Source organism: Kribbella sp. NPDC049174, from assembly GCF_043197365.1.
Classification (GTDB): domain Bacteria; phylum Actinomycetota; class Actinomycetes; order Propionibacteriales; family Kribbellaceae; genus Kribbella.
The window spans coordinates 1,004,123-1,021,040 of record NZ_JBICSZ010000002.1; the positions used below are offsets into that span (position 1 = coordinate 1,004,123).

Annotated in this window: 15 protein-coding genes; 9 read left to right on the top strand and 6 right to left on the bottom strand. The window is 68.4% G+C overall.

What is annotated here, in order from left to right; all coding sequences use genetic code 11:
- Nucleotides 1–7 precede the first annotated feature (7 nt).
- Both ACGFIF_RS15380 and ACGFIF_RS15385 read right to left on the bottom strand, forming a co-directional pair.
- Complete coding sequence (locus tag ACGFIF_RS15380) at nt 8–553, bottom strand: NUDIX hydrolase family protein (protein WP_132211067.1); 546 nt, start codon at nt 551–553, stop codon at nt 8–10.
- A 69-nt stretch (nt 554–622) separates the two neighbouring features.
- Entirely contained in the window at nt 623–1,276 is a 654-nt protein-coding gene (locus ACGFIF_RS15385; protein WP_393154916.1) for a helix-turn-helix domain-containing protein, read from the bottom strand.
- A 111-nt stretch (nt 1,277–1,387) separates the two neighbouring features.
- Here ACGFIF_RS15385 and ACGFIF_RS15390 point away from each other — a divergent pair, with 111 nt between their 5' ends.
- A complete protein-coding gene (locus ACGFIF_RS15390) occupies nt 1,388–2,149 on the top strand; it encodes a phytanoyl-CoA dioxygenase family protein (protein ID WP_393154918.1) in 762 nt (253 codons plus the stop codon).
- Between the two features lie 31 nt (nt 2,150–2,180).
- Nucleotides 2,181–3,413, top strand: coding sequence for an MFS transporter (locus ACGFIF_RS15395; protein WP_393154919.1), 1,233 nt, complete (start codon nt 2,181–2,183; stop codon nt 3,411–3,413).
- Nucleotides 3,414–3,440: 27 nt separating this feature from the next.
- Here the strand turns inward: ACGFIF_RS15395 and ACGFIF_RS15400 are convergent, their stop codons facing one another.
- Nucleotides 3,441–4,241 carry a hypothetical protein gene (locus ACGFIF_RS15400; RefSeq protein ID WP_393154921.1) on the bottom strand — a complete coding sequence of 267 codons (801 nt, stop codon included), beginning with the start codon at nt 4,239–4,241 and terminating at the stop codon, nt 3,441–3,443.
- A gap of 55 nt (nt 4,242–4,296) precedes the next feature.
- Between ACGFIF_RS15400 and ACGFIF_RS15405 the strand changes: the two genes are divergently transcribed.
- A complete protein-coding gene (locus tag ACGFIF_RS15405) occupies nt 4,297–4,941 on the top strand; it encodes an IclR family transcriptional regulator (protein ID WP_132150562.1) in 645 nt (214 codons plus the stop codon).
- Here the strand turns inward: ACGFIF_RS15405 and ACGFIF_RS15410 are convergent.
- Nucleotides 4,938–5,408: an Lrp/AsnC family transcriptional regulator gene (locus ACGFIF_RS15410; RefSeq protein WP_393154923.1), complete on the bottom strand. Its 471-nt coding sequence runs from the start codon at nt 5,406–5,408 to the stop codon at nt 4,938–4,940. The genes ACGFIF_RS15405 and ACGFIF_RS15410 overlap by 4 nt on opposite strands.
- Nucleotides 5,409–5,558: 150 nt before the next feature.
- Between ACGFIF_RS15410 and hppD the strand changes: the two genes are divergently transcribed.
- The 6 genes from hppD to ACGFIF_RS15440 all read left to right on the top strand — a co-directional run bounded on the left by hppD (nt 5,559) and on the right by ACGFIF_RS15440 (nt 11,680).
- Entirely contained in the window at nt 5,559–6,761 is a 1,203-nt protein-coding gene (hppD, locus tag ACGFIF_RS15415) for a 4-hydroxyphenylpyruvate dioxygenase (RefSeq protein ID WP_393154925.1), read from the top strand.
- 205 nt (nt 6,762–6,966) lie between these two features.
- A complete protein-coding gene (locus tag ACGFIF_RS15420; protein ID WP_393154927.1) occupies nt 6,967–7,440 on the top strand; it encodes a hypothetical protein in 474 nt (157 codons plus the stop codon).
- Between the two features lie 67 nt (nt 7,441–7,507).
- Complete coding sequence (locus tag ACGFIF_RS15425; protein ID WP_393154928.1) at nt 7,508–8,884, top strand: FAD-binding oxidoreductase; 1,377 nt, start codon at nt 7,508–7,510, stop codon at nt 8,882–8,884.
- Nucleotides 8,885–9,091: 207 nt separating this feature from the next.
- The gene (locus ACGFIF_RS15430) at nt 9,092–9,688 is read left to right on the top strand and encodes a hypothetical protein (protein WP_393154930.1); all 597 of its coding nucleotides are present in this window, start codon (nt 9,092–9,094) and stop codon (nt 9,686–9,688) included.
- Nucleotides 9,689–9,694: 6 nt separating this feature from the next.
- Nucleotides 9,695–10,393 carry a two-component system response regulator CseB gene (gene cseB / locus ACGFIF_RS15435; RefSeq protein WP_393154932.1) on the top strand — a complete coding sequence of 233 codons (699 nt, stop codon included), beginning with the start codon at nt 9,695–9,697 and terminating at the stop codon, nt 10,391–10,393.
- 42 nt (nt 10,394–10,435) lie between these two features.
- On the top strand, nt 10,436–11,680 hold the full coding sequence (locus tag ACGFIF_RS15440; RefSeq protein ID WP_393154934.1) for an ATP-binding protein: 1,245 nt from the start codon (nt 10,436–10,438) through the stop codon (nt 11,678–11,680).
- Nucleotides 11,681–11,820: 140 nt separating this feature from the next.
- Here ACGFIF_RS15440 and ACGFIF_RS15445 read toward each other — a convergent pair whose 3' ends face one another.
- Both ACGFIF_RS15445 and fahA read right to left on the bottom strand, forming a co-directional pair.
- Nucleotides 11,821–15,591, bottom strand: coding sequence for an endo-alpha-N-acetylgalactosaminidase family protein (locus ACGFIF_RS15445; RefSeq protein WP_393154936.1), 3,771 nt, complete (start codon nt 15,589–15,591; stop codon nt 11,821–11,823).
- 121 nt (nt 15,592–15,712) lie between these two features.
- A complete protein-coding gene (gene fahA, locus ACGFIF_RS15450) occupies nt 15,713–16,912 on the bottom strand; it encodes a fumarylacetoacetase (protein ID WP_393155474.1) in 1,200 nt (399 codons plus the stop codon).
- Between the last annotated feature and the right edge of the window lie 6 nt (nt 16,913–16,918).

Below are 16,918 nucleotides of genomic sequence, written 5' to 3' on the forward strand. Positions count from 1 at the left end.
GGGGTCCTCAGACCAGGGCGCCGGACCAGGCGAGGGCCTGCTTGAGGAGTTGGCCGCGGCCACCTTCGAGGTCGGCCAGCAGGCTCGGCTCGAGGGCTTCCTTCGGAGTCAGCCAGGTCAGTTCGAGCGCGTCCTGACGCGGGTTGCACTCGCCGGTCACCGGTACGACGTAGACGAGGGCGACGGCGTGCTGACGCGGGTCGTGCAACGGGGTGACACCGGGTAGCGGGAAGTATTCGGCGACGGTGAACGGGACCGGGCTGACCGGCAGCCGGGGGAACGCGGCCGGGCCGAGATCCTTCTCGATGTTGCGCTGCAGGGCGTCGCGGATCGACTCTCCGTGGAAGACCCGTCCCGACACCAGCGTCCGGGTGATCTGGCCGGTCGCGGCCGATCCGCGCAGCAGCACCCCGACGTGCTCGATCTGCCCGGCGGCATCGACGCGGGTCGGGACGGCCTCGACGTACAGGATCGGCACCCGTGAACGGGTCTCTTCGAGCGCGAACTCGGACAGCCAACCGGGGTTCGGGTCAGGGGTGCGAAGGGAACTCATGGTGACATCTTTGCCCACCGCCCCGAGCGCCCGCTCGTCCAGCCCTGCGTCCGCGCGTCGCCGCCGGTGCTACGGGCGGAAGGTCGCGCGGTAGCGGGACGGGCTGAGGCCGAAGACGGCGTGGAAGCGTCGGCTGGCATGACTGGGGTCGTGCCAGCCGACCGTCGCGCCGATGGTCGCGATCGGCAGGTCGGTCTCGATCAGCAGGCCGGCGGCACGCTCGGCGCGGATCCGGTTCAGGTAGGCCATCGGCGAGATCCCGGCGGTCCGGCCGAACAGGCGGATCAGGTAGCTGGGCGCGAGGTTCACCGCCGCGGCCAGCCGGTCCAGCGTCCACGGTTCGTCGATACTTGCCTCCAGCAACCTCATCGCGTGCTGGACGGCCGGGTGCGCCGGGTACGGCGCCTTGTCGCCCGGGATGAGGGCTCCGGACAGGAAGGCGAAGATGTCCGCCCCGAGATAGGCGTTGCGCACCACCAGGCCGTCGCAGTCGGTGTATCCGTGCCACTCACCTGGCCGGAGCACGACGACCGAGTCGCGCTGGAGCGGCACCTCGCCGGCGGCCGAGAGGTGGATGCCCCGCCCGGCCAGGACGACGGCGATCTCGAAGAACGCGTGACTGTGCGGTGCCACGTCGGCCACGAGCTCGAGCCGCTCACCGGCGACCGGCAGACGCTGGTCGGGGAAGACCTCGCTGCTGAGGACCTCGTGCACGTCGATCACTCCGTCAGGTCAAGATCAGTCAAGTATCGGTCAACGGTTGCCTGTCGCCTCGAACCGATCCGGGCGAGGCTGGAACGACCAACCTGGCCACGGATTCCGAGGAGCCGATCGATGACCACCACCGACCCTACGACAGCCGTCACCCTGGACGACGAGACCATTTCGGCCTATCGCCGCGACGGCGTCGTCCGGATCCGGAACATCATCAGCGCCGACGAGGCGGCCCGGTTCCGGGACGCGGCCACGGCGGCGACCAGGACCGCTGAGGACAACTTCACCGGCTCGGCGATCTTCAACCAGTACGTCAACATCTGGCGACAGGACGACGTACTCCGCGAACTCACCCTGGACACACGGCTCGCCGCCGCGGCAACCGCGCTGGCCGGGGTGCCGCTGCGGCTGTGGCACGACCAGTTGCTGATCAAGCCTCCGCACAACGGCGCGGCGACCGAGTTCCACCAGGATGCGCCGTACTGGCCGCACGGTGGTTCGCGGCACTCGTTGTCGGCGTGGGTGGCGCTGGTCGACGTACCGGTGGAGCGGGGGTGCATGACCTTCATCCCGGGGTCGCACGACCACCAGGATCTGCGCCGGCAGGATCTGTCCGACTCCGACGACCTGTTCCGGGCCTCGCCCGACCTGCGCTGGGAGGAGCGCTTGACGATCCCGCTGCGGGCCGGTGACTGCACCTTCCACAACGCGTACCTGGCGCACTCCGCGACGCCGAACCTGACCGACGACCCGCGGATCGCGCACGTGGCGATCTACATCGACGCCGAGACGACGTACACGGGAGCCGGCCATGTCGTCACCGACGGGCTCGGGCTGACCGTCGGTGAACCGCTCGACCACGAGCTGTTCCCTCGGGTCTGAGTATTTTCACACCGTGACATAAGTTGTCAGGGTGCGTCTGCTCACTGACATCCGGCCGCTGCGCGAGTCTGCCGACTTCCGCCGGTTGTGGGTCGGATCGACGGTGTCGCAGCTCGGCCAGCAGATGACCGCGGTGACGGTGTCGATCCAGGTGTACGCACTGACCAATTCCACCTTCGCGGTCGGGTTGGTCGGGCTGTGCTCACTGGTTCCGCTGATCGTGTTCGGGCTGTACGGCGGGGCGATGGCCGACGCGATCGACCGTCGTACCCTCGCTCTCGCCTCGTCGGCCGGGCTCTGGCTGCTGTCGATGGTCCTGGTGCTGCAGTCCCAATTGCACTGGAACCAGGTGTGGGTCCTGTACGCCGTGGTCGCCTGCCAGTCGGCGTGCTTCGCGGTGAACAACCCGGCCCGGTCGGCGATCATCCCGCGGCTGATCCGGCCGGCGTTGCTGCCGGCCGCGAACACGCTCAGCCAGGCCGCGTTCAACCTGGGCTTCACCGCCGGGCCGCTGCTGGGCGCGGCGGTGATCGCCTGGCACGGGTTCGCGGCGGCGTACCTGATCGACGTACTGACCTTCACGGCGGCGCTCTACGCGTTGTTCCGGCTGCCGTCGGTGCCGCCGACGGGTGACGTCCGCCGGGCCGGGCTGCGGTCGGTGCTCGAAGGGTTCACCTTCCTGCGGGCGGCGCCGGCGCTGCTGGCGACGTTCCTGGCGGACATCCTGGCGATGGTGTTCGCCCAGCCGCGGGCGCTGTTCCCGGCGGTCGCGGGCGCGTTCTTCGGTGGGGGAGTCAAGACGGTCGGCCTGCTCCAGGCGGCTCCGGCGATCGGGGCGCTGGTCGGCGTGCTCTTCTCCGGCTGGGTGAGCCGGGTACGACGTCAAGGCGTGGCCATCGTGGTGGCGATCACGGTCTACGCCGCGGCGGTCGGACTGTTCGGGCTGTCCCGGACGATCTGGCTGGGGGTCGCGCTGCTCGCGTTGTCGGGGGCGGCCGACATGGTCAGCTCGGCGTACCGGAACACGGTCCTGCAGTCGGCCGCACCGGACGCGATGCGCGGCCGGCTCCAGGGTGTCTTCATCGTGGTCGTGGCCGGCGGGCCACGCCTGGGTGACTTCGTCGCGGGTACGACGGCATCCCTCACCACCCCGACGATCGCGCTCCTCGGCGGCGCGGCCGTCTGCATCGCCGGACTGCTGCTGCTTCTCGCCCGGAACCGGCCGTTCCGGGAGTACGACTCGAGGACCCGCGCGCTCAGCTAGGTCGCGGGACCACCGGACGCGACCTGCTCAGCCGCCGGTGACGAGCTTCTTCACCACGGTCGGCCAGGAGTCCACATCCGGGTTGATCCGCTCCATCGGCTGGTCGTCGACGGTGACCACCTTCCGGTCGCCGAGCGGCTTCTTCAGCTTGAACGCCGTGAGCGAGATGTTGTCCTCGTTCGGGCACGGCTGGTTGGCGTCGACCAGGACCACGACCTTGTCGTCCTCCTCCGTGATCCGCAGGTCGAGGTTGCAGCTCAGGCCGGTCCCGACCAGCAGGTCGGCCTCGTCGTACTCGGGTGCGTTCTGGATCCAGCGCAGGTACGTCGGCTTCTTCTTGTGCACCACCTGGTACGCCTTGACCGGCTGCTGCGTGTCCTCGACCGTCGTGCCCTGGCCGTCGCCGAAGAAGCTGCCGTAGATCATGTTGATACACGGGTCCTCGGCCGGCTTGCCGTCGTTCGCACCCCACGCCTTGGCTGCCTGGTAGCAGGCGTTCGCCTCCCGGTTGAGGGAGACGTTGAAACCGAACAGGGCGACAGCGGCGGCCACCAGGGTGGCGGCGAGCATCCGCCGCGACTTGATCTGCTGCGGGCCGAGGATGCCGGCCGGTCGCTGGGCGTGCTCACCCGGTTGCTGACTCTGCGCTTGATTCTGGGCCTGATTCTGCGCTTCGTTCGGGGCCGTTTCCTGGTCCTCGGGGAACTGCCGGAACAGCGCCAGGATCGAGCTGGTCCACTGCGGATTGATCAGCGTCGGGATCGCGTAGAGCAGGATCAGCCCGATGATGACGGCGATGGCGGGGAGGAGCGCCCAGTAATTTCGCACGGCAGCAAGATACGGGGCCATCGGGCCGTGCCCGAAAAACGGATACGCTTCGGAGGTGCCCGCAGAGACGTCCCAGACCCTCGACCGGGGACTCACCGTCCTCGAGTTGCTCGCGGACGCCCCGGACGGCCTGTCGATCACGGAGCTGGCCGCCGCCCTGGGGGTCAGCCGCACTGTGGTCTATCGCCTGGTGAACACGCTGGAACTGCATCGGCTGGTCCGGCGCGACAGTGAGGGCCGGGCTCGCCTCGGTCTCGCCGTCCTGCACTACAGCCGCCGCGTTCAGCCCACGCTTCGTGACGCTGCGTTGCCGGTACTGCGCTCGCTCGCGGAGGACACCGGTGCCACCGCCCACCTCACGGTCGCGGATGGTGACGAAGCCCTGGCCATCGCGGTCATCGAGCCGAGCTGGACCGACTTCCACGTGTCGTACCGGATGGGGTCGCGGCACGCGCTCGACCAGGGTGCCGCCGGCAAGGCGATCCTGGCCGGCCGCCGCAAACCCGACCCGGCCGGCCGGCCGTTCGTCGTCACCTCCGGCGAACTCCAGGCCGGCGCCCAAGGCGTCTCCTCCCCGGTCCTCGGCGTCCCCGGCGTCGAGGCGTCCATCGGCGTCGTGGTTCTCGGGAAACTGGACCGCGACTTCGTCGGCCCCCGAGTAGCCCGCGCCGCGGTGGAAGTCGCCAAACGTCTCGCCTAACCCTTGGTGGCTGCCTCGACCAGGGGAAGCACTCTGTGCTGGATCTGCTCGGCGAGCGCGATCACCGTGGAGGCGCGCTGGATGCCCTGGACGATGACCACCTGGTCGATGACGCGTTGGAGATCGGCGTTCGAGCGGGCCACGATGCGGCACCAGAGGTCTTCGGCACCGGTGATGGTGTGGACCTCGAGGACCTCGGGGATGCGGGCGAGCGCCTCGGCGACGGTCGTGTGACCTGAGCCCTGCTCGATCTGCAGCGTCGCGAACGCCGTCACCGGGTATCCGATCGCCGTGGTGTCGATATCCGGCCCCCACCCGCGCACCACCCCGTCGCGCTGCAACCGGTCCAGCCGCGCCTGCACCGTCCCGCGCGCGACCCCCAGTCGCCGCGACGCCTCCAGCACGCCGACCCGCGGCTCGGCCGCGAACAGCCCCAGGATCCGGGCGTCCAGCGCATCCACCGCCATACCAAGCCTCCTGAGGTGGTCAGCCTGACCAAATGGTCCAGCAACGACCCCACAATACTGCACAACCTGCCCACTGAAATATGGAACTGTTGCGCAATCTGCCCCCCTCCGACAGGCTCAGCGGCACGAACCCGAATCGGGAGGACCACGATGACCAGCACCGACCTCACCCCCGCAGAGCTCGACGCCGATCTCGACCTCGACCAGTTGAAGCAGCTCGTCGGCCTGGTGCCGTACGACGAGAGCACCGACCCGTTCCCGGTCACCGCGATGGACGCGGTGGTCTTCGTGGTCGGCAACGCCACCCAGACCGCGAAGTACTACCAGCTCGCCTTCGGGATGGACCTGGTCGCGTACTCCGGCCCCGAGACGGGCAACAAGGACAACAAGGTGTTCGTGCTCAAGGCAGGTTCGGCCCGCTTCGTCATCACCGGCGGGGTCAGCCCGAAGAGCCCGCTGCTCGACCACCACCGCCGGCACGGCGACGGCGTGGCCGACCTCGCGCTCGAGGTCCCGGACGTGGACAAGTGCATCGAGCACGCCCGCACGCAGGGCGCCGTCGTCCTCGAGGAGCCGAACGACGTCACCGACGAGCACGGCACCATCCGGCGGGCCGCGATCGCGGCGTACGGCGACACCCGGCACACCTTGATCGACCGGAGCAGGTACAACGGTCCGTACCTGCCCGGGTTCGTTGCCGCGACCACCCAGGTGACCCGGCCCGAGGGTCACCCGAAGCGGCTGTTCCAGGCGGTCGACCACGTGGTCGGCAACGTCGAGCTCGGCAAGATGGACGAGTGGGTCGGGTTCTACAACAAGGTGATGGGCTTCGTGAACATGGCGGAGTTCATCGGCGACGACATCGCCACCGACTACTCGGCGCTGATGAGCAAGGTGGTGGCCAACGGCAATCACCGGGTCAAGTTCCCGCTGAACGAGCCGGCCATCGCGAAGAAGAAGTCGCAGATCGATGAGTTCCTGGAGTTCTACGACGGCGCCGGCGCCCAGCACATCGCACTGGCGACCAACGACATCCTGCGCACCGTCGACATCATGCGGGCCAACGGCGTCGAGTTCCTCAACACGCCGGACTCGTACTACGACGACCCGGAGCTGCGGGCCCGGATCGGCCAGGTGCGGGTGTCGATCGAGGAGCTGAAGACGCGCGGCATCCTCGTCGACCGCGACGAGGACGGCTACCTGCTGCAGATCTTCACCAAGCCGATCGGCGACCGGCCGACGGTGTTCTACGAACTGATCGAGCGGCACGGCTCGCTCGGCTTCGGCAAGGGCAACTTCAAGGCCCTGTTCGAGGCCATCGAGCGCGAACAAGAGCGCCGCGGCAACCTTTAGTCCTTCGGCTGCTCAGGAGGTGTCCCGGCACCTCCTGAGCAGCCTGTGGCCGGTTAAGCGGTTACCCCCAGGGCAAACCTTGCCGGGAGCAACTGCATACGGCGTGTCGCCGTCCGATTACCGGAATGACTGTTGGGGCAGGGGCTGTTCGCGTAGTGTGCCCGGTGAATGTGCGTCGGGGCGTACATTCAGGAAGGGTTTCGTCATGAAGACACTGGGCATTCTGCTCAGCACCGCGGGCCTGGCCGGGGTGGGCGCGTTCGCCCTCGCCGCGACGCCGGCCCAGGCGGCCGAAGCCGCCGCCTGCTCGGGTGCGAAGTCCATCTCGTCGGCACCGATGCTGCGCGACCACAAACCACCCAGCTGGGGCACGGTCCGCCTCGTCCGGGACAACTGTTACCAGTACTGGGCCGAGGTCACGATGGCGTCGCCGATGCCGGCCAACGCGAAGGCGAACGCCTACCTGGTCCAGTACGGCGGGGCCAACAACGGGCGGGTGCTCAGCTGTGACAGCAGCGGCGGCAACGGCTCGGTGGTGAAGGGCCAGCGGACCTGCCGGACACCGAAGGTGAGGGCGACCGCGGGCAGTATCACCTTCGTCGCGATCGGCCGCGAGTTCCACAACTACGGCGGCGGCTACGAGGAGATCTCGGAGAACTCCACCTCCCGCACCCGCTGACGACCCTGTCCTGATCCGGACACCCAGCCGTGCGCACAACCGCTCGGTAATCATTAGGCTCGACCGTATGAGTGACGTTGTCGAGCAGCTACGGCAGGCGTTGCCGCCGGAAGCGTTGGTGACGGACCCGGATCGGATGGAGAGTTTCCGGTACGACCGGGCGATGTTCTGCCCGGCCGGGATGCCGCTCGCCGTCGTCCTGGCCCGGGAGACGGCCCACGTGCAGGCCGCGGTGCGGATCGCGGCCGGCGCGGGCGTGCCCGTCGTACCGCAGGGAGCCCGGTCGGGGCTGTCCGGGGCCGCGAACGCGCTCGACGGCTGCATCGTGATCTCGCTGGAGAAGATGGACCGGATCCTGGCGATCGAGCCGGTCGACCGGTACGTCGTCACCCAGCCCGGGGTGTTCAACGCCGTCCTGTCCCGCGCGGTCGCCGTGCAGGGACTGTTCTACCCACCGGACCCGTCCAGCTGGGAGTTCTGCTCGATCGGCGGCAACCTGTCCACGAACTCCGGCGGCCTGTGCTGCGTGAAGTACGGCGTGACGACGGACTACGTGCTCGGGCTCGAAGTGGTCCTGGCCGACGGACGGGTGCTGCGGACCGGCCGTCGTACCGTCAAGGGTGTCGCGGGTTACGACCTGACCAAGCTGATCGTCGGCAGCGAGGGCACGCTCGGCATCATCACCGAGGCGACGCTGGCGCTGCGCCCGCAGGCGGCCCGGCCGCGGACGATGGCGGCGCTGTTCGACACGAGTGTCGCCGCCGGTCAGGCGATCACCGAGATCATCCGCAGCGGCGTGTCGTTGAGTCTGCTGGAGATCATGGACCGGACCACGATCGCCGCGGTGAACCAGTACAAGCGGATGGACCTGCCGACCGAGGCGGCCGCGATGCTGCTGGCCCAGTCGGACGCGGGCGGTGAGGCCGGCGCGGCCGATGTCGCGGCGGTGGCCAAGCTGTGCCGCGACCACGGCGCGATCGAGTGCATCGAGGCGGACGACCCGGCCGAGGGCGAGCTGCTGCTGGAGGCCCGGCGGGCGGCGCTGATCGCGCTCGACCAGCTCGGTACGACGATGATCGACGACGTCTGTGTGCCCCGCTCCCGGCTGGCGGAGTTCATCGGGATGACCGAGGCGTGCGCGACCGAGCTCGACATCACCGTCGGTGTGCTCGGGCACGCCGGCGACGGCAACATGCACCCGACCGTGGTGTTCGACGCCTCCGACCCCGGCCAGGCCGAGCGGGCGCAGCAGGCGTTCGACCGGATCATGGAGATCGGTCTCGAGCTCGGCGGCACGATCACCGGTGAGCACGGTGTCGGCGTACTGAAGCGGGCCTGGCTGGCCGAGGAGATCGGCCCGGTCGCGATCGACGTCCACCGCGCGATCAAGGCCGCGCTGGATCCGGGCAACATCCTGAATCCGGGCAAGGTGGTTGCGGAGTGAGGAACGACGGCGGCGGCGATCGGGCGCTGTGATCCAACCGCAACGGAACTGCCGAGGCCATTCGACGTCCATGGCCGTCGAATGTGACGTCCGGCCAGCACTATGGAAGGTAGTTGTCTGAATCTCCCGGGGGAATCGATGAGGCAGGGTAGGAGGCGCCCTATGCGCATGTGGCGATCCGCCTCCCCTGCCGCGGTACGTCGTGCCATGCTCCCCGCCCTGGTCACGCTGATCGCACTGGTCGGCCTGTCCGCCTGCGCGAACGGCGGCGGCCTGCGGGTCGAGGGCGCCGACCCGGCGCCGAGCACTGCCACCGAGACCTCCCCGCCTTCGGTGATGGGTACCACCGAAGGGGTCGCGCCGGAGCCGAAACGGACGCCCGAGGTGGCCGTCGACCTGGCCCAGGTGCGGCTCAAACTGCTCGCCGACAAGCACCTGCCGGACATCTCCCGACGCGTGCTGGTGAAATGCTCGGTGATTTCGCGTTGCCTGAGCAGGGGTAAGTCCGTTGATGTTATGCACAACGGAACACCTCAGCAGATCGTCTTGATCCACACCTTGGAAGGCTACGTCTTCGGCTTCTTCCTGATCGCGCTCGAACCGGCCGGTCCGCGGCCGATTTGGAGTTTGAAGGTCGATCAGCCGACGATCAACGCCAGCCCGCAGGGCGATCTGGTGGTCGAGTCGAAGGTCTACGCTCTCGACGACAAGGTCTGCTGCCCGTCAGGTCGGCGGGCCGAGGTCTACCGTTGGAACGGCCGGCAGATGACCAAGGTGAGCTCGACGGACCAAAAGGGAGACTGAAGTTCGGTGGTACCGGAAGAACCGGCAGCGCGCATCCTCATGGTCGAGGACGACGCGGTGATCCGTGAGGCAACCCAGTTGACCCTCGAGCGGCACGGCTACGACGTGACCACGGCCGAAGACGGCCTGGAGGCGATCGAGCGTTTCGAGAAGATCCATCCGGATGTGGTGATGCTCGACATCATGCTGCCCGGACTGGACGGGATCTCGGTGTGCCGCCGGATCCGCGAGACCAGCACGGTCCCGATCGTGATGGTGTCGGCCCGCGGTGACGCGCTCGACGTCGTCCTCGGACTGGAGGCGGGCGCCGACGACTATGTGACCAAACCCTTCGACACCCAGGTCCTGGTGGCCCGGCTGCGCGCGGTGATGCGGCGTGCGGTGGCCGACCCGGAGCGACCGGCTCCCGCGGCCGGATCGGGCGTGGAGTCGTTCGGCGATCTGGAGCTGGACCGGGAGGCGCTGGAGGTACGACGGGGTGGTGCGACCGTCCAGCTCACGCCGACCGAGCTCAAGCTGCTGATCGAGTTCGCCAACAACCCTGGTGTCGTACTCAGCCGGTCCACCCTGCTGCAGCGGGTCTGGGACTACGAGTGGGGCGGCGACGGCCGGCTCGTCGACGTCCACCTGCAGCGGTTGCGGACCAAGATCGGCGCGGACCGGATCGAGACGGTCCGCGGATTCGGGTACAAGCTGCGGGCATAGTGTCCTCCGACGCAAGCACATCGACTGACGGAGGGCACTGACGTGGGACTGCGCGGGAAGCTCGGTCTGATCTTCCTGCTGGTGTCCTCGCTCGCGATCCTGGTGCTCTGCGTCGCCGTCTACACCCAGGCCCAGTCGGCCCGGCTGGACCGGACGCGGAGTTTCGCCGACGAGCGGATCCAGCTGGCCGCGTCGGCCTACGACCGCGACGGCGTACCGGTGTTCGGGTCGAAGCTGGACGACCCGGACCTGCCGCCGCAGTTGCGGGACGCGGTGCTGCAGGGCAAGCGGGCGACGTTCAAGACCGGGTCGCCGAACGCGAAGATGTGGGCCGCGGTCGGGGTCAAGGACGGCAAGATCCTGTCGATCGTGCAGGACTACGACACCAGCGACGACTCGATGAACGCGCTCCGGAAGGCGCTCATCCTGGGCGGGATCGGCACCGTCGGCCTGGTCGCCCTGGTCAGCGTGATCCTGGCCGGCAGCCTCTCGAAGCGGATCGTCGCGGTCGCGGGTACGGCGCGCCGGATCGCGGCCGGGGACCTGGACGCGTCGGCGGCCGAGGCGATCGGCAAGGGCAAGGACGAGGTGCAGTCGCTCGCGAACGCCCTGGACACGATGGCCAGTTCGCTGCGCGGCCAACTGGAAGCCGAGCGCCGGTTCACCGCGGACGTCGCGCATGACCTGCGGACGCCGGTGACCGGGCTGACCACCGCCGCCGAGTTGCTGCCACCCGGCCGCCCGAGCGAGCTGGTCCGGGACCGGGCCAAGGTGCTGCGGCGGCTGGTCGAGGACCTGCTCGAGATCGCGCGGTTCGACTCAGGTGTGGAGCAGGCGGATCTCGAGCTGGTCGGGCTGGGTGCCTTCGTCGGCTCGGCTGTCGGTCGGTTGCGGATGCAGCAGTCGCTCGACCCGGACAGTGTGGTGGTCCACCAGATCGGCCCGGACGTGACGGTGTCGACCGACTCGCGCCGGATCGAGCGGATCCTGGCCAACCTGATCGTCAACGGGTTGCGGCACGGCAAACCTCCGATCGAGGTCACGGTCTCCGGCCGGACTGTCGAGGTGGTTGACTATGGCAACGGTTATCCGGAGGAGTTGATTGCCGAGGGCCCACGTCGGTTCCGGTCCGGGATGGCCGAGCGCGGTGTCGGCCACGGTCTCGGCCTGACCATCGCGGCCGGTCACGCGAAGGTGCTCGGCGCCGAACTGACCTTCGGGGAAGCACCCGGGGGCGGCGCCCTTGCCCGTCTGGTCCTCCCGTCCGGACCTGAGACGGAGTCCTAACACAACTATTCGTTGACTGGTCGCGTCTTCCCTCACGTCGGGTTCGCCGGCGCCCCTGCAGGCCAACGCGGCCCATCACCAAGTAGGACAAGCGAACGGCGCCACTTCCCAAGGGGCGGGAAGTGGCGCCGTTTCACCGGCTAGCGAGTGCCGTAGACGTTCAGCTCGGCAGCCGATCCGAAGACCGCGCCGTTCAGTGAACTTGTTCCGACGAACTTCACGAAGCGCCCGGGTTTGGTGGTGAAGCTCACCCGTTGGGTGGCCGTCGAGTTCGGGAACTCACCGGTCGCCACCGGCGTACCCCACGTCTGCCCGTCGGCGCTGACGTAGATCTCGTAACCCTTGAACATCCCGTTCGTCCCACTCTGCCGCGGCAGGTAGCTGAACCCGTCGACCTGGTACGTCGATCCGAGGTCGAGCGTGATGTGGTGCGGGAATCCGGCCGGTGGCGAGACCTGGGACCAGGCGGAATGCCAGAGTGTGCTGGGGTTTCCGTCCAGTGCCTCGGTCGCGGCACCACCGGTGGCGACGTCCTCACTGCTCACGTCGGCCACCGTGATCCGGGATTGCGGCACGATCCCCGGCGGCAGGACGGTCGCCTCCGTGGTGATCGTCGCCTGACCACCCGTTGCCGTCAGCACGTACTTGCCCTCCGGTGTCCCGGCCGGCGGTGTCACGTCCCAGCTTGTCGTCACACTGGCGCCTGGGGCAACCGTTGCGTGAGTGGCCGGTGTCGTCGCCGCGACAGTCCAGCCGTCCGGTGCGGCCAGTGCCATCGTGATGTTGTTGACGGCAACGACATCGTTGTTGGTGAAGGTGGTGACGAGGGTGTTCGCTTCGCCGGAGACCAGCCCGTTCACCCCGGAGACCGCGATCGACGTGCAGTCGGCCGCCTCGGACGACGGACCGAGGTCGGTGACGGCGAAGTCGTCCATGATGAAGTCGGCCTGGTCACCGCCACCGGACAGCTTGCTCAGGCCGACCCAGTAGTCGCCGCCGCAACCGGCGACGAACTCCTGGCTGAACGTCGCCTTGGTCCGGTGCTCACCGATCGGTGTCGCCCGGACTTCAATTGAGGATGGCACCTGCACCGACTCCGGCCGGTCGACGCCTTGCACCCAGGCGTACTGCCCGGCACGACCACTCGCGTAGTCGAAGCTGACCTTGTACTTGTGGCCCGGCTGGAAGTTCACCGTCCACGGCGCGGTGCGGTAGACGAGGCCCTCGTTCTCCTCGTGGGACTTCAGCGACCAGTCGCCGTCGAGTACGTCGTCGACCAGCTTCCCGTTCCAGCCGGCCTGCGTGTACGGCGCGTGCTTCTTCGCCAGGCTGGTCCGCGGGTCGGTGACACCACCGGAATCCCCCTTCACGAACGGGCCCCAGCCTTGGTCCACATTCTCGAAGTCCTCGACCAGACCGGCCGCCGGGCGCTCGGTCTCGACCACGCGAACGTCGTCGATCCGGACCTTGACGTTCCCCGCGGCTGCTCCGATGACAAGGTTCGCGCTGTTGCCCTTGGCATTGAAGACGGCACGGACACGCTGGTAGTAGGCGTCGTGTTTGTCGTCCGAGGCAACCATGTTCTGCGCGGTCGACCGGGTGATCGTGTTGCTCACGCCGTCGACGGACACCGTGGTCTTGCGGGACTTGCCGGGCTCGATCTCGATCCACGCGGAGGCGCTGTAGGTGCGACCCGGCGTGAGACCGGTGATGCGCTGGCGGAGGGCGGACGCCTGCGTGCCCAGCGACGCGACGTGCTGGCCGTTCTCCAGGGTGTCGATCTTCGCGGAGCCGCTGACGTTCCAGGCGTTGAGGTTGCCGGCGTTGAAGCCGGGGTCCTGCAGGTGAGTGCCTTCGCCCCACGCGGCAGGTTTCGGCGCCGGCGCCGCGTCGGGGTAGAGGACGTAGGGCTGACCGGCTGCCGCGTCGAGCGTGATGGCGCCATGGCGGACGGGTGCGGTCGCGACCTTGACTCGGCCGGTGTCAGTCAGCTTGTACACCGCGAACTTGGAGGCACCGGACAGGGAGGACGGGACCTGCCAGGTGGTGGCGCCGCCGGCCGGGTTGTAGTGGTAGAGCTTCTTGTCGTTGTCCCACGGCAGCAGGTACCTGTCGCCGTCGAGCACCTTCGCGGTGCCGACGTACACGGTCCGACTGCCGTTCTCGACCGTGCCGCGGACGCCGCCGGTGAAGCTGATGTCGGTGCTGTTCCAGTCGGTGATCTGCTGCTGCTGGAGGAACTTGGCCGGCAGGTTCTTCCGCCAGATGTTGGCGTAGAAGGCGTTCCAGTCGGTCTCGCCGGTCCAGCCCTCGAACTCGACCAGGCTGGTCTGGCCGAGGATCGGGTCGTTGTTCCAGACGTCCTTCTCGTGGTTGCGGACGAACCGGATGATGGTGCTGTTCAGGCCCTTGTTGGTCGCGCCGCCGTAGTCGAGGTCGTTGGCCCAGTGCGACCACAGGGAGGTGCGCTCGTGCCGGTCGGCCCACTCGGTCGCGATCTGCCAGCCCTGGTCGGCGAGCTGCCGGGTCAGGCCGTCGGCGAGCCAGCCGGACTGGTAGTACACGTCGATGTACAGCTCCTGCAGGTTCTTGTCCGTCTCGTCGCGGAGCTGCTGGAACCGCTTGACGATGTTGCCGGAGGCGAGATCAGGGCGCTGCTTGATGTAGTAGCTCTGGTTGAGCCAGTTCCAGCCCTTGGCGTTCTTGTCGACCAAGACCTCGCTGAAGGCATTCGCCTCCGGGTACGACTCGGTCGCGTTCACGTGCACACCGAATGCGGCGTTCCAGCTCTTGCCCTTCGTCAGCAGGGTGTTGAGGTCGGCGAGTCCGCCGGCGCGGGTGTTGTAGTTGCCGCCGTAGTCCGGGTGGGCCGAGTCGTGGCCCTCGCTGCCGTAGCCCTTGAGCACCGCCATCTGGCCGAGGCCGTCGGTGGCCAGCGAGATCCGCTTCACGTCGTCGAGGGTGCGCAGGAACGGGTGCGTGGCCTGGCTGGCGAAGTTGAACGGGATGTGCGTGACGACGCGGTCCTTGACCTGGTCGCCACCCTTCGGCTCGGTCATGATCGAGCGGAACGCGATCGCGCCGTCCTGCCAGTCGACGGTCTTGTCCTTGTTCGCGTCCGGGGTGACGACCACCTTCGCCCAGGGGAGAGGCTCCGTGTACGGCGACGTGTCGGCCCGGTAGGTCCATTGGCCGCTCCAGACGCCGACGCGCGTACTGCCGTCGGCGGCCTTGCGGGCGCGGTGCCAGAACCGGGCGCCGTCGTCGACGGACTGGCCGGACGGCTTGTCGTAGACCGAGTTCGACTCGATCCCGGCCGCGAGCCCGCTGGTGTTCACGAACGCGTACGCCGCTCCGGTCGCCGAGGGCTCGGCCGGTGTCGCCGAGGTGATCGGCGTGATCTTGTCCGCGGTTCGCGTCGAGTCAGGGTCCAGCGTGGTGAACGCGGTGGTCGCCCCGGCGTTGCCGCTGGCGACCGAGACGAGGTCATGGTCGGGGATGTCGATCGTGTGCACCCGGGATGCTTCGGTGTCGCGGACGGCGTCGATCGTGAACGTCGTCACCCGGCCGGCGACGCTCAGACTCGCGTCGAGTTCGACTCCCGGGAGCGCGTCGAAGGCCAGTTTGTACGACGCGGTGCCGCCGCTGACCGTGGCCGGCGCGGCCAGGTGAGCCGTCCGCGCGACGCCGTCGATGGTGACGGTCGAGATGGCGTCCGGTTGGCCGCCGAGCGACTGGCCGGACGCGTTGTCGACGTACTGGATCACGCGGGGGAATTCGGCTCCCACGGTGACCGTCAAGTCGTTCGACCGCAGGGTCAGCTCACCGGCGGCGTGCGCTCCCACGGGCACACTCAGCAAACCGGCAGCCAGCGCTACAGCCAGTACCCCATACCCCACTGAACGTTTCATGCGCAGAAAGTTCGCACGTAACCGCTAACTCGTCAAGAGAAACGAACAGTTATGAACAAGATCAGCCTCGCCTTCGGCTCGGCGGGGTGGGGGCGGCCGCGCCCTCGATGGGCGGGTGGCGTTAGCCGGGGATGATCTTTCCGGAGACCTCCCCGAGGCCCAGGCGGGTGCCGTCGGTGGCTGTTGCCCAAGCGGTGATGGTGACCTGGTCGCCGTCCTCGAGGAAGGTGTGTTCCTTGCCGTCGAGGAGGAGAGGTTCGCGGCCGCCCCAGGTGAGCTCGATGAAGGAGCCGCGCTGGTCCTTCCCGGGGCCGCTGATGGTGCCGGAGGCGTAGAGGTCGCCGGTGCGGACGGACGCGCCGTTGACGGTCATGTGGGCGAGCATCTGGGCGGGCGACCAGTAGGTCTCCTTGTACTGCGGGCAGCTCACCCGATGACCGTTCAGCAGCACCTCGAAGGTGATGTCGTAGTTCTGCAGCTTCTGGCCGGCCAGATAGGGCAGAACCGGCGGGTCCTGAGGCGGCAGCGGTACGGCGGACGCCGCGAGCGCGTCCAGCGACACCACCCAGGGTGAGATCGAGGTGGCGAACGACTTGCCGAGGAACGGCCCGAGCGGGACGTACTCCCAGGCCTGCAGATCGCGGGCGGACCAGTCGTTCACCAGCACCACGCCGTACACGTGCTCCTCGAACGCGTCGACCGGGATCGGCTTGCCCAACTGCGACGGCGTACCGACGACGTACCCGAGCTCGACCTCGATGTCGAGCCGCTGTGACGGACCGTACGTCGGAGCGGTCGCGTCCGGCGCCTTGCGCTGACCCGACGGGCGGACGATATCGGTGCCGCTGGCAACGATCGTGCCGGAGCGGCCGTGGTAGCCGACCGGGAGGTGTTTCCAGTTCGGCAGCAGCGGTTCGGAGTCGGGGCGGAACAGCCGGCCGAGGTTGGTCGCGTGGTGCTCGGAGGCGTAGAAGTCGACGTAGTCGCCGACCGCGAACGGGAGTTGCATGGTCACCGCGGACTGCGGGATCAGGTGCGGTTCGACCGCGTCCCGATCGTTCGGGTTGCGGACCAGGTCGAGCAGCCAGTCCCGGGTGGCGCGCCAGGCCGGGCGGCCGTGGGCGAGGAAGTCGTTCAGCGACGGCCGGGCGAACAGTTGCGAGCCGTCCAGCATCTGCGCGGACGCGACCGGGGCGAGATCGATGATGTGGTCGCCGATCGCGGCGCCCACCCGCGGCTCCTCGTCGCCGAGCCGGAACACGCCGAGCGGCAGGTTGTCCGGCCCGAACGGGGAGTTCGCGGGCAGATCTATCCAGGTCACTGCGCT

Coding starts and splice junctions, on each gene's coding strand:
- ACGFIF_RS15380 (WP_132211067.1), bottom strand. CDS start 553: ATGAGTTCCCTTCGCACCCCTGACCCGAACCCCGGTTGGCTGTCCGAG.
- ACGFIF_RS15390 (WP_393154918.1), top strand. CDS start 1,388: ATGACCACCACCGACCCTACGACAGCCGTCACCCTGGACGACGAGACC.
- ACGFIF_RS15420 (WP_393154927.1), top strand. CDS start 6,967: ATGAAGACACTGGGCATTCTGCTCAGCACCGCGGGCCTGGCCGGGGTG.
- ACGFIF_RS15425 (WP_393154928.1), top strand. CDS start 7,508: ATGAGTGACGTTGTCGAGCAGCTACGGCAGGCGTTGCCGCCGGAAGCG.
- ACGFIF_RS15430 (WP_393154930.1), top strand. CDS start 9,092: ATGCTCCCCGCCCTGGTCACGCTGATCGCACTGGTCGGCCTGTCCGCC.
- hppD (WP_393154925.1), top strand. CDS start 5,559: ATGACCAGCACCGACCTCACCCCCGCAGAGCTCGACGCCGATCTCGAC.
- ACGFIF_RS15445 (WP_393154936.1), bottom strand. CDS start 15,591: ATGAAACGTTCAGTGGGGTATGGGGTACTGGCTGTAGCGCTGGCTGCC.
- ACGFIF_RS15410 (WP_393154923.1), bottom strand. CDS start 5,408: ATGGCGGTGGATGCGCTGGACGCCCGGATCCTGGGGCTGTTCGCGGCC.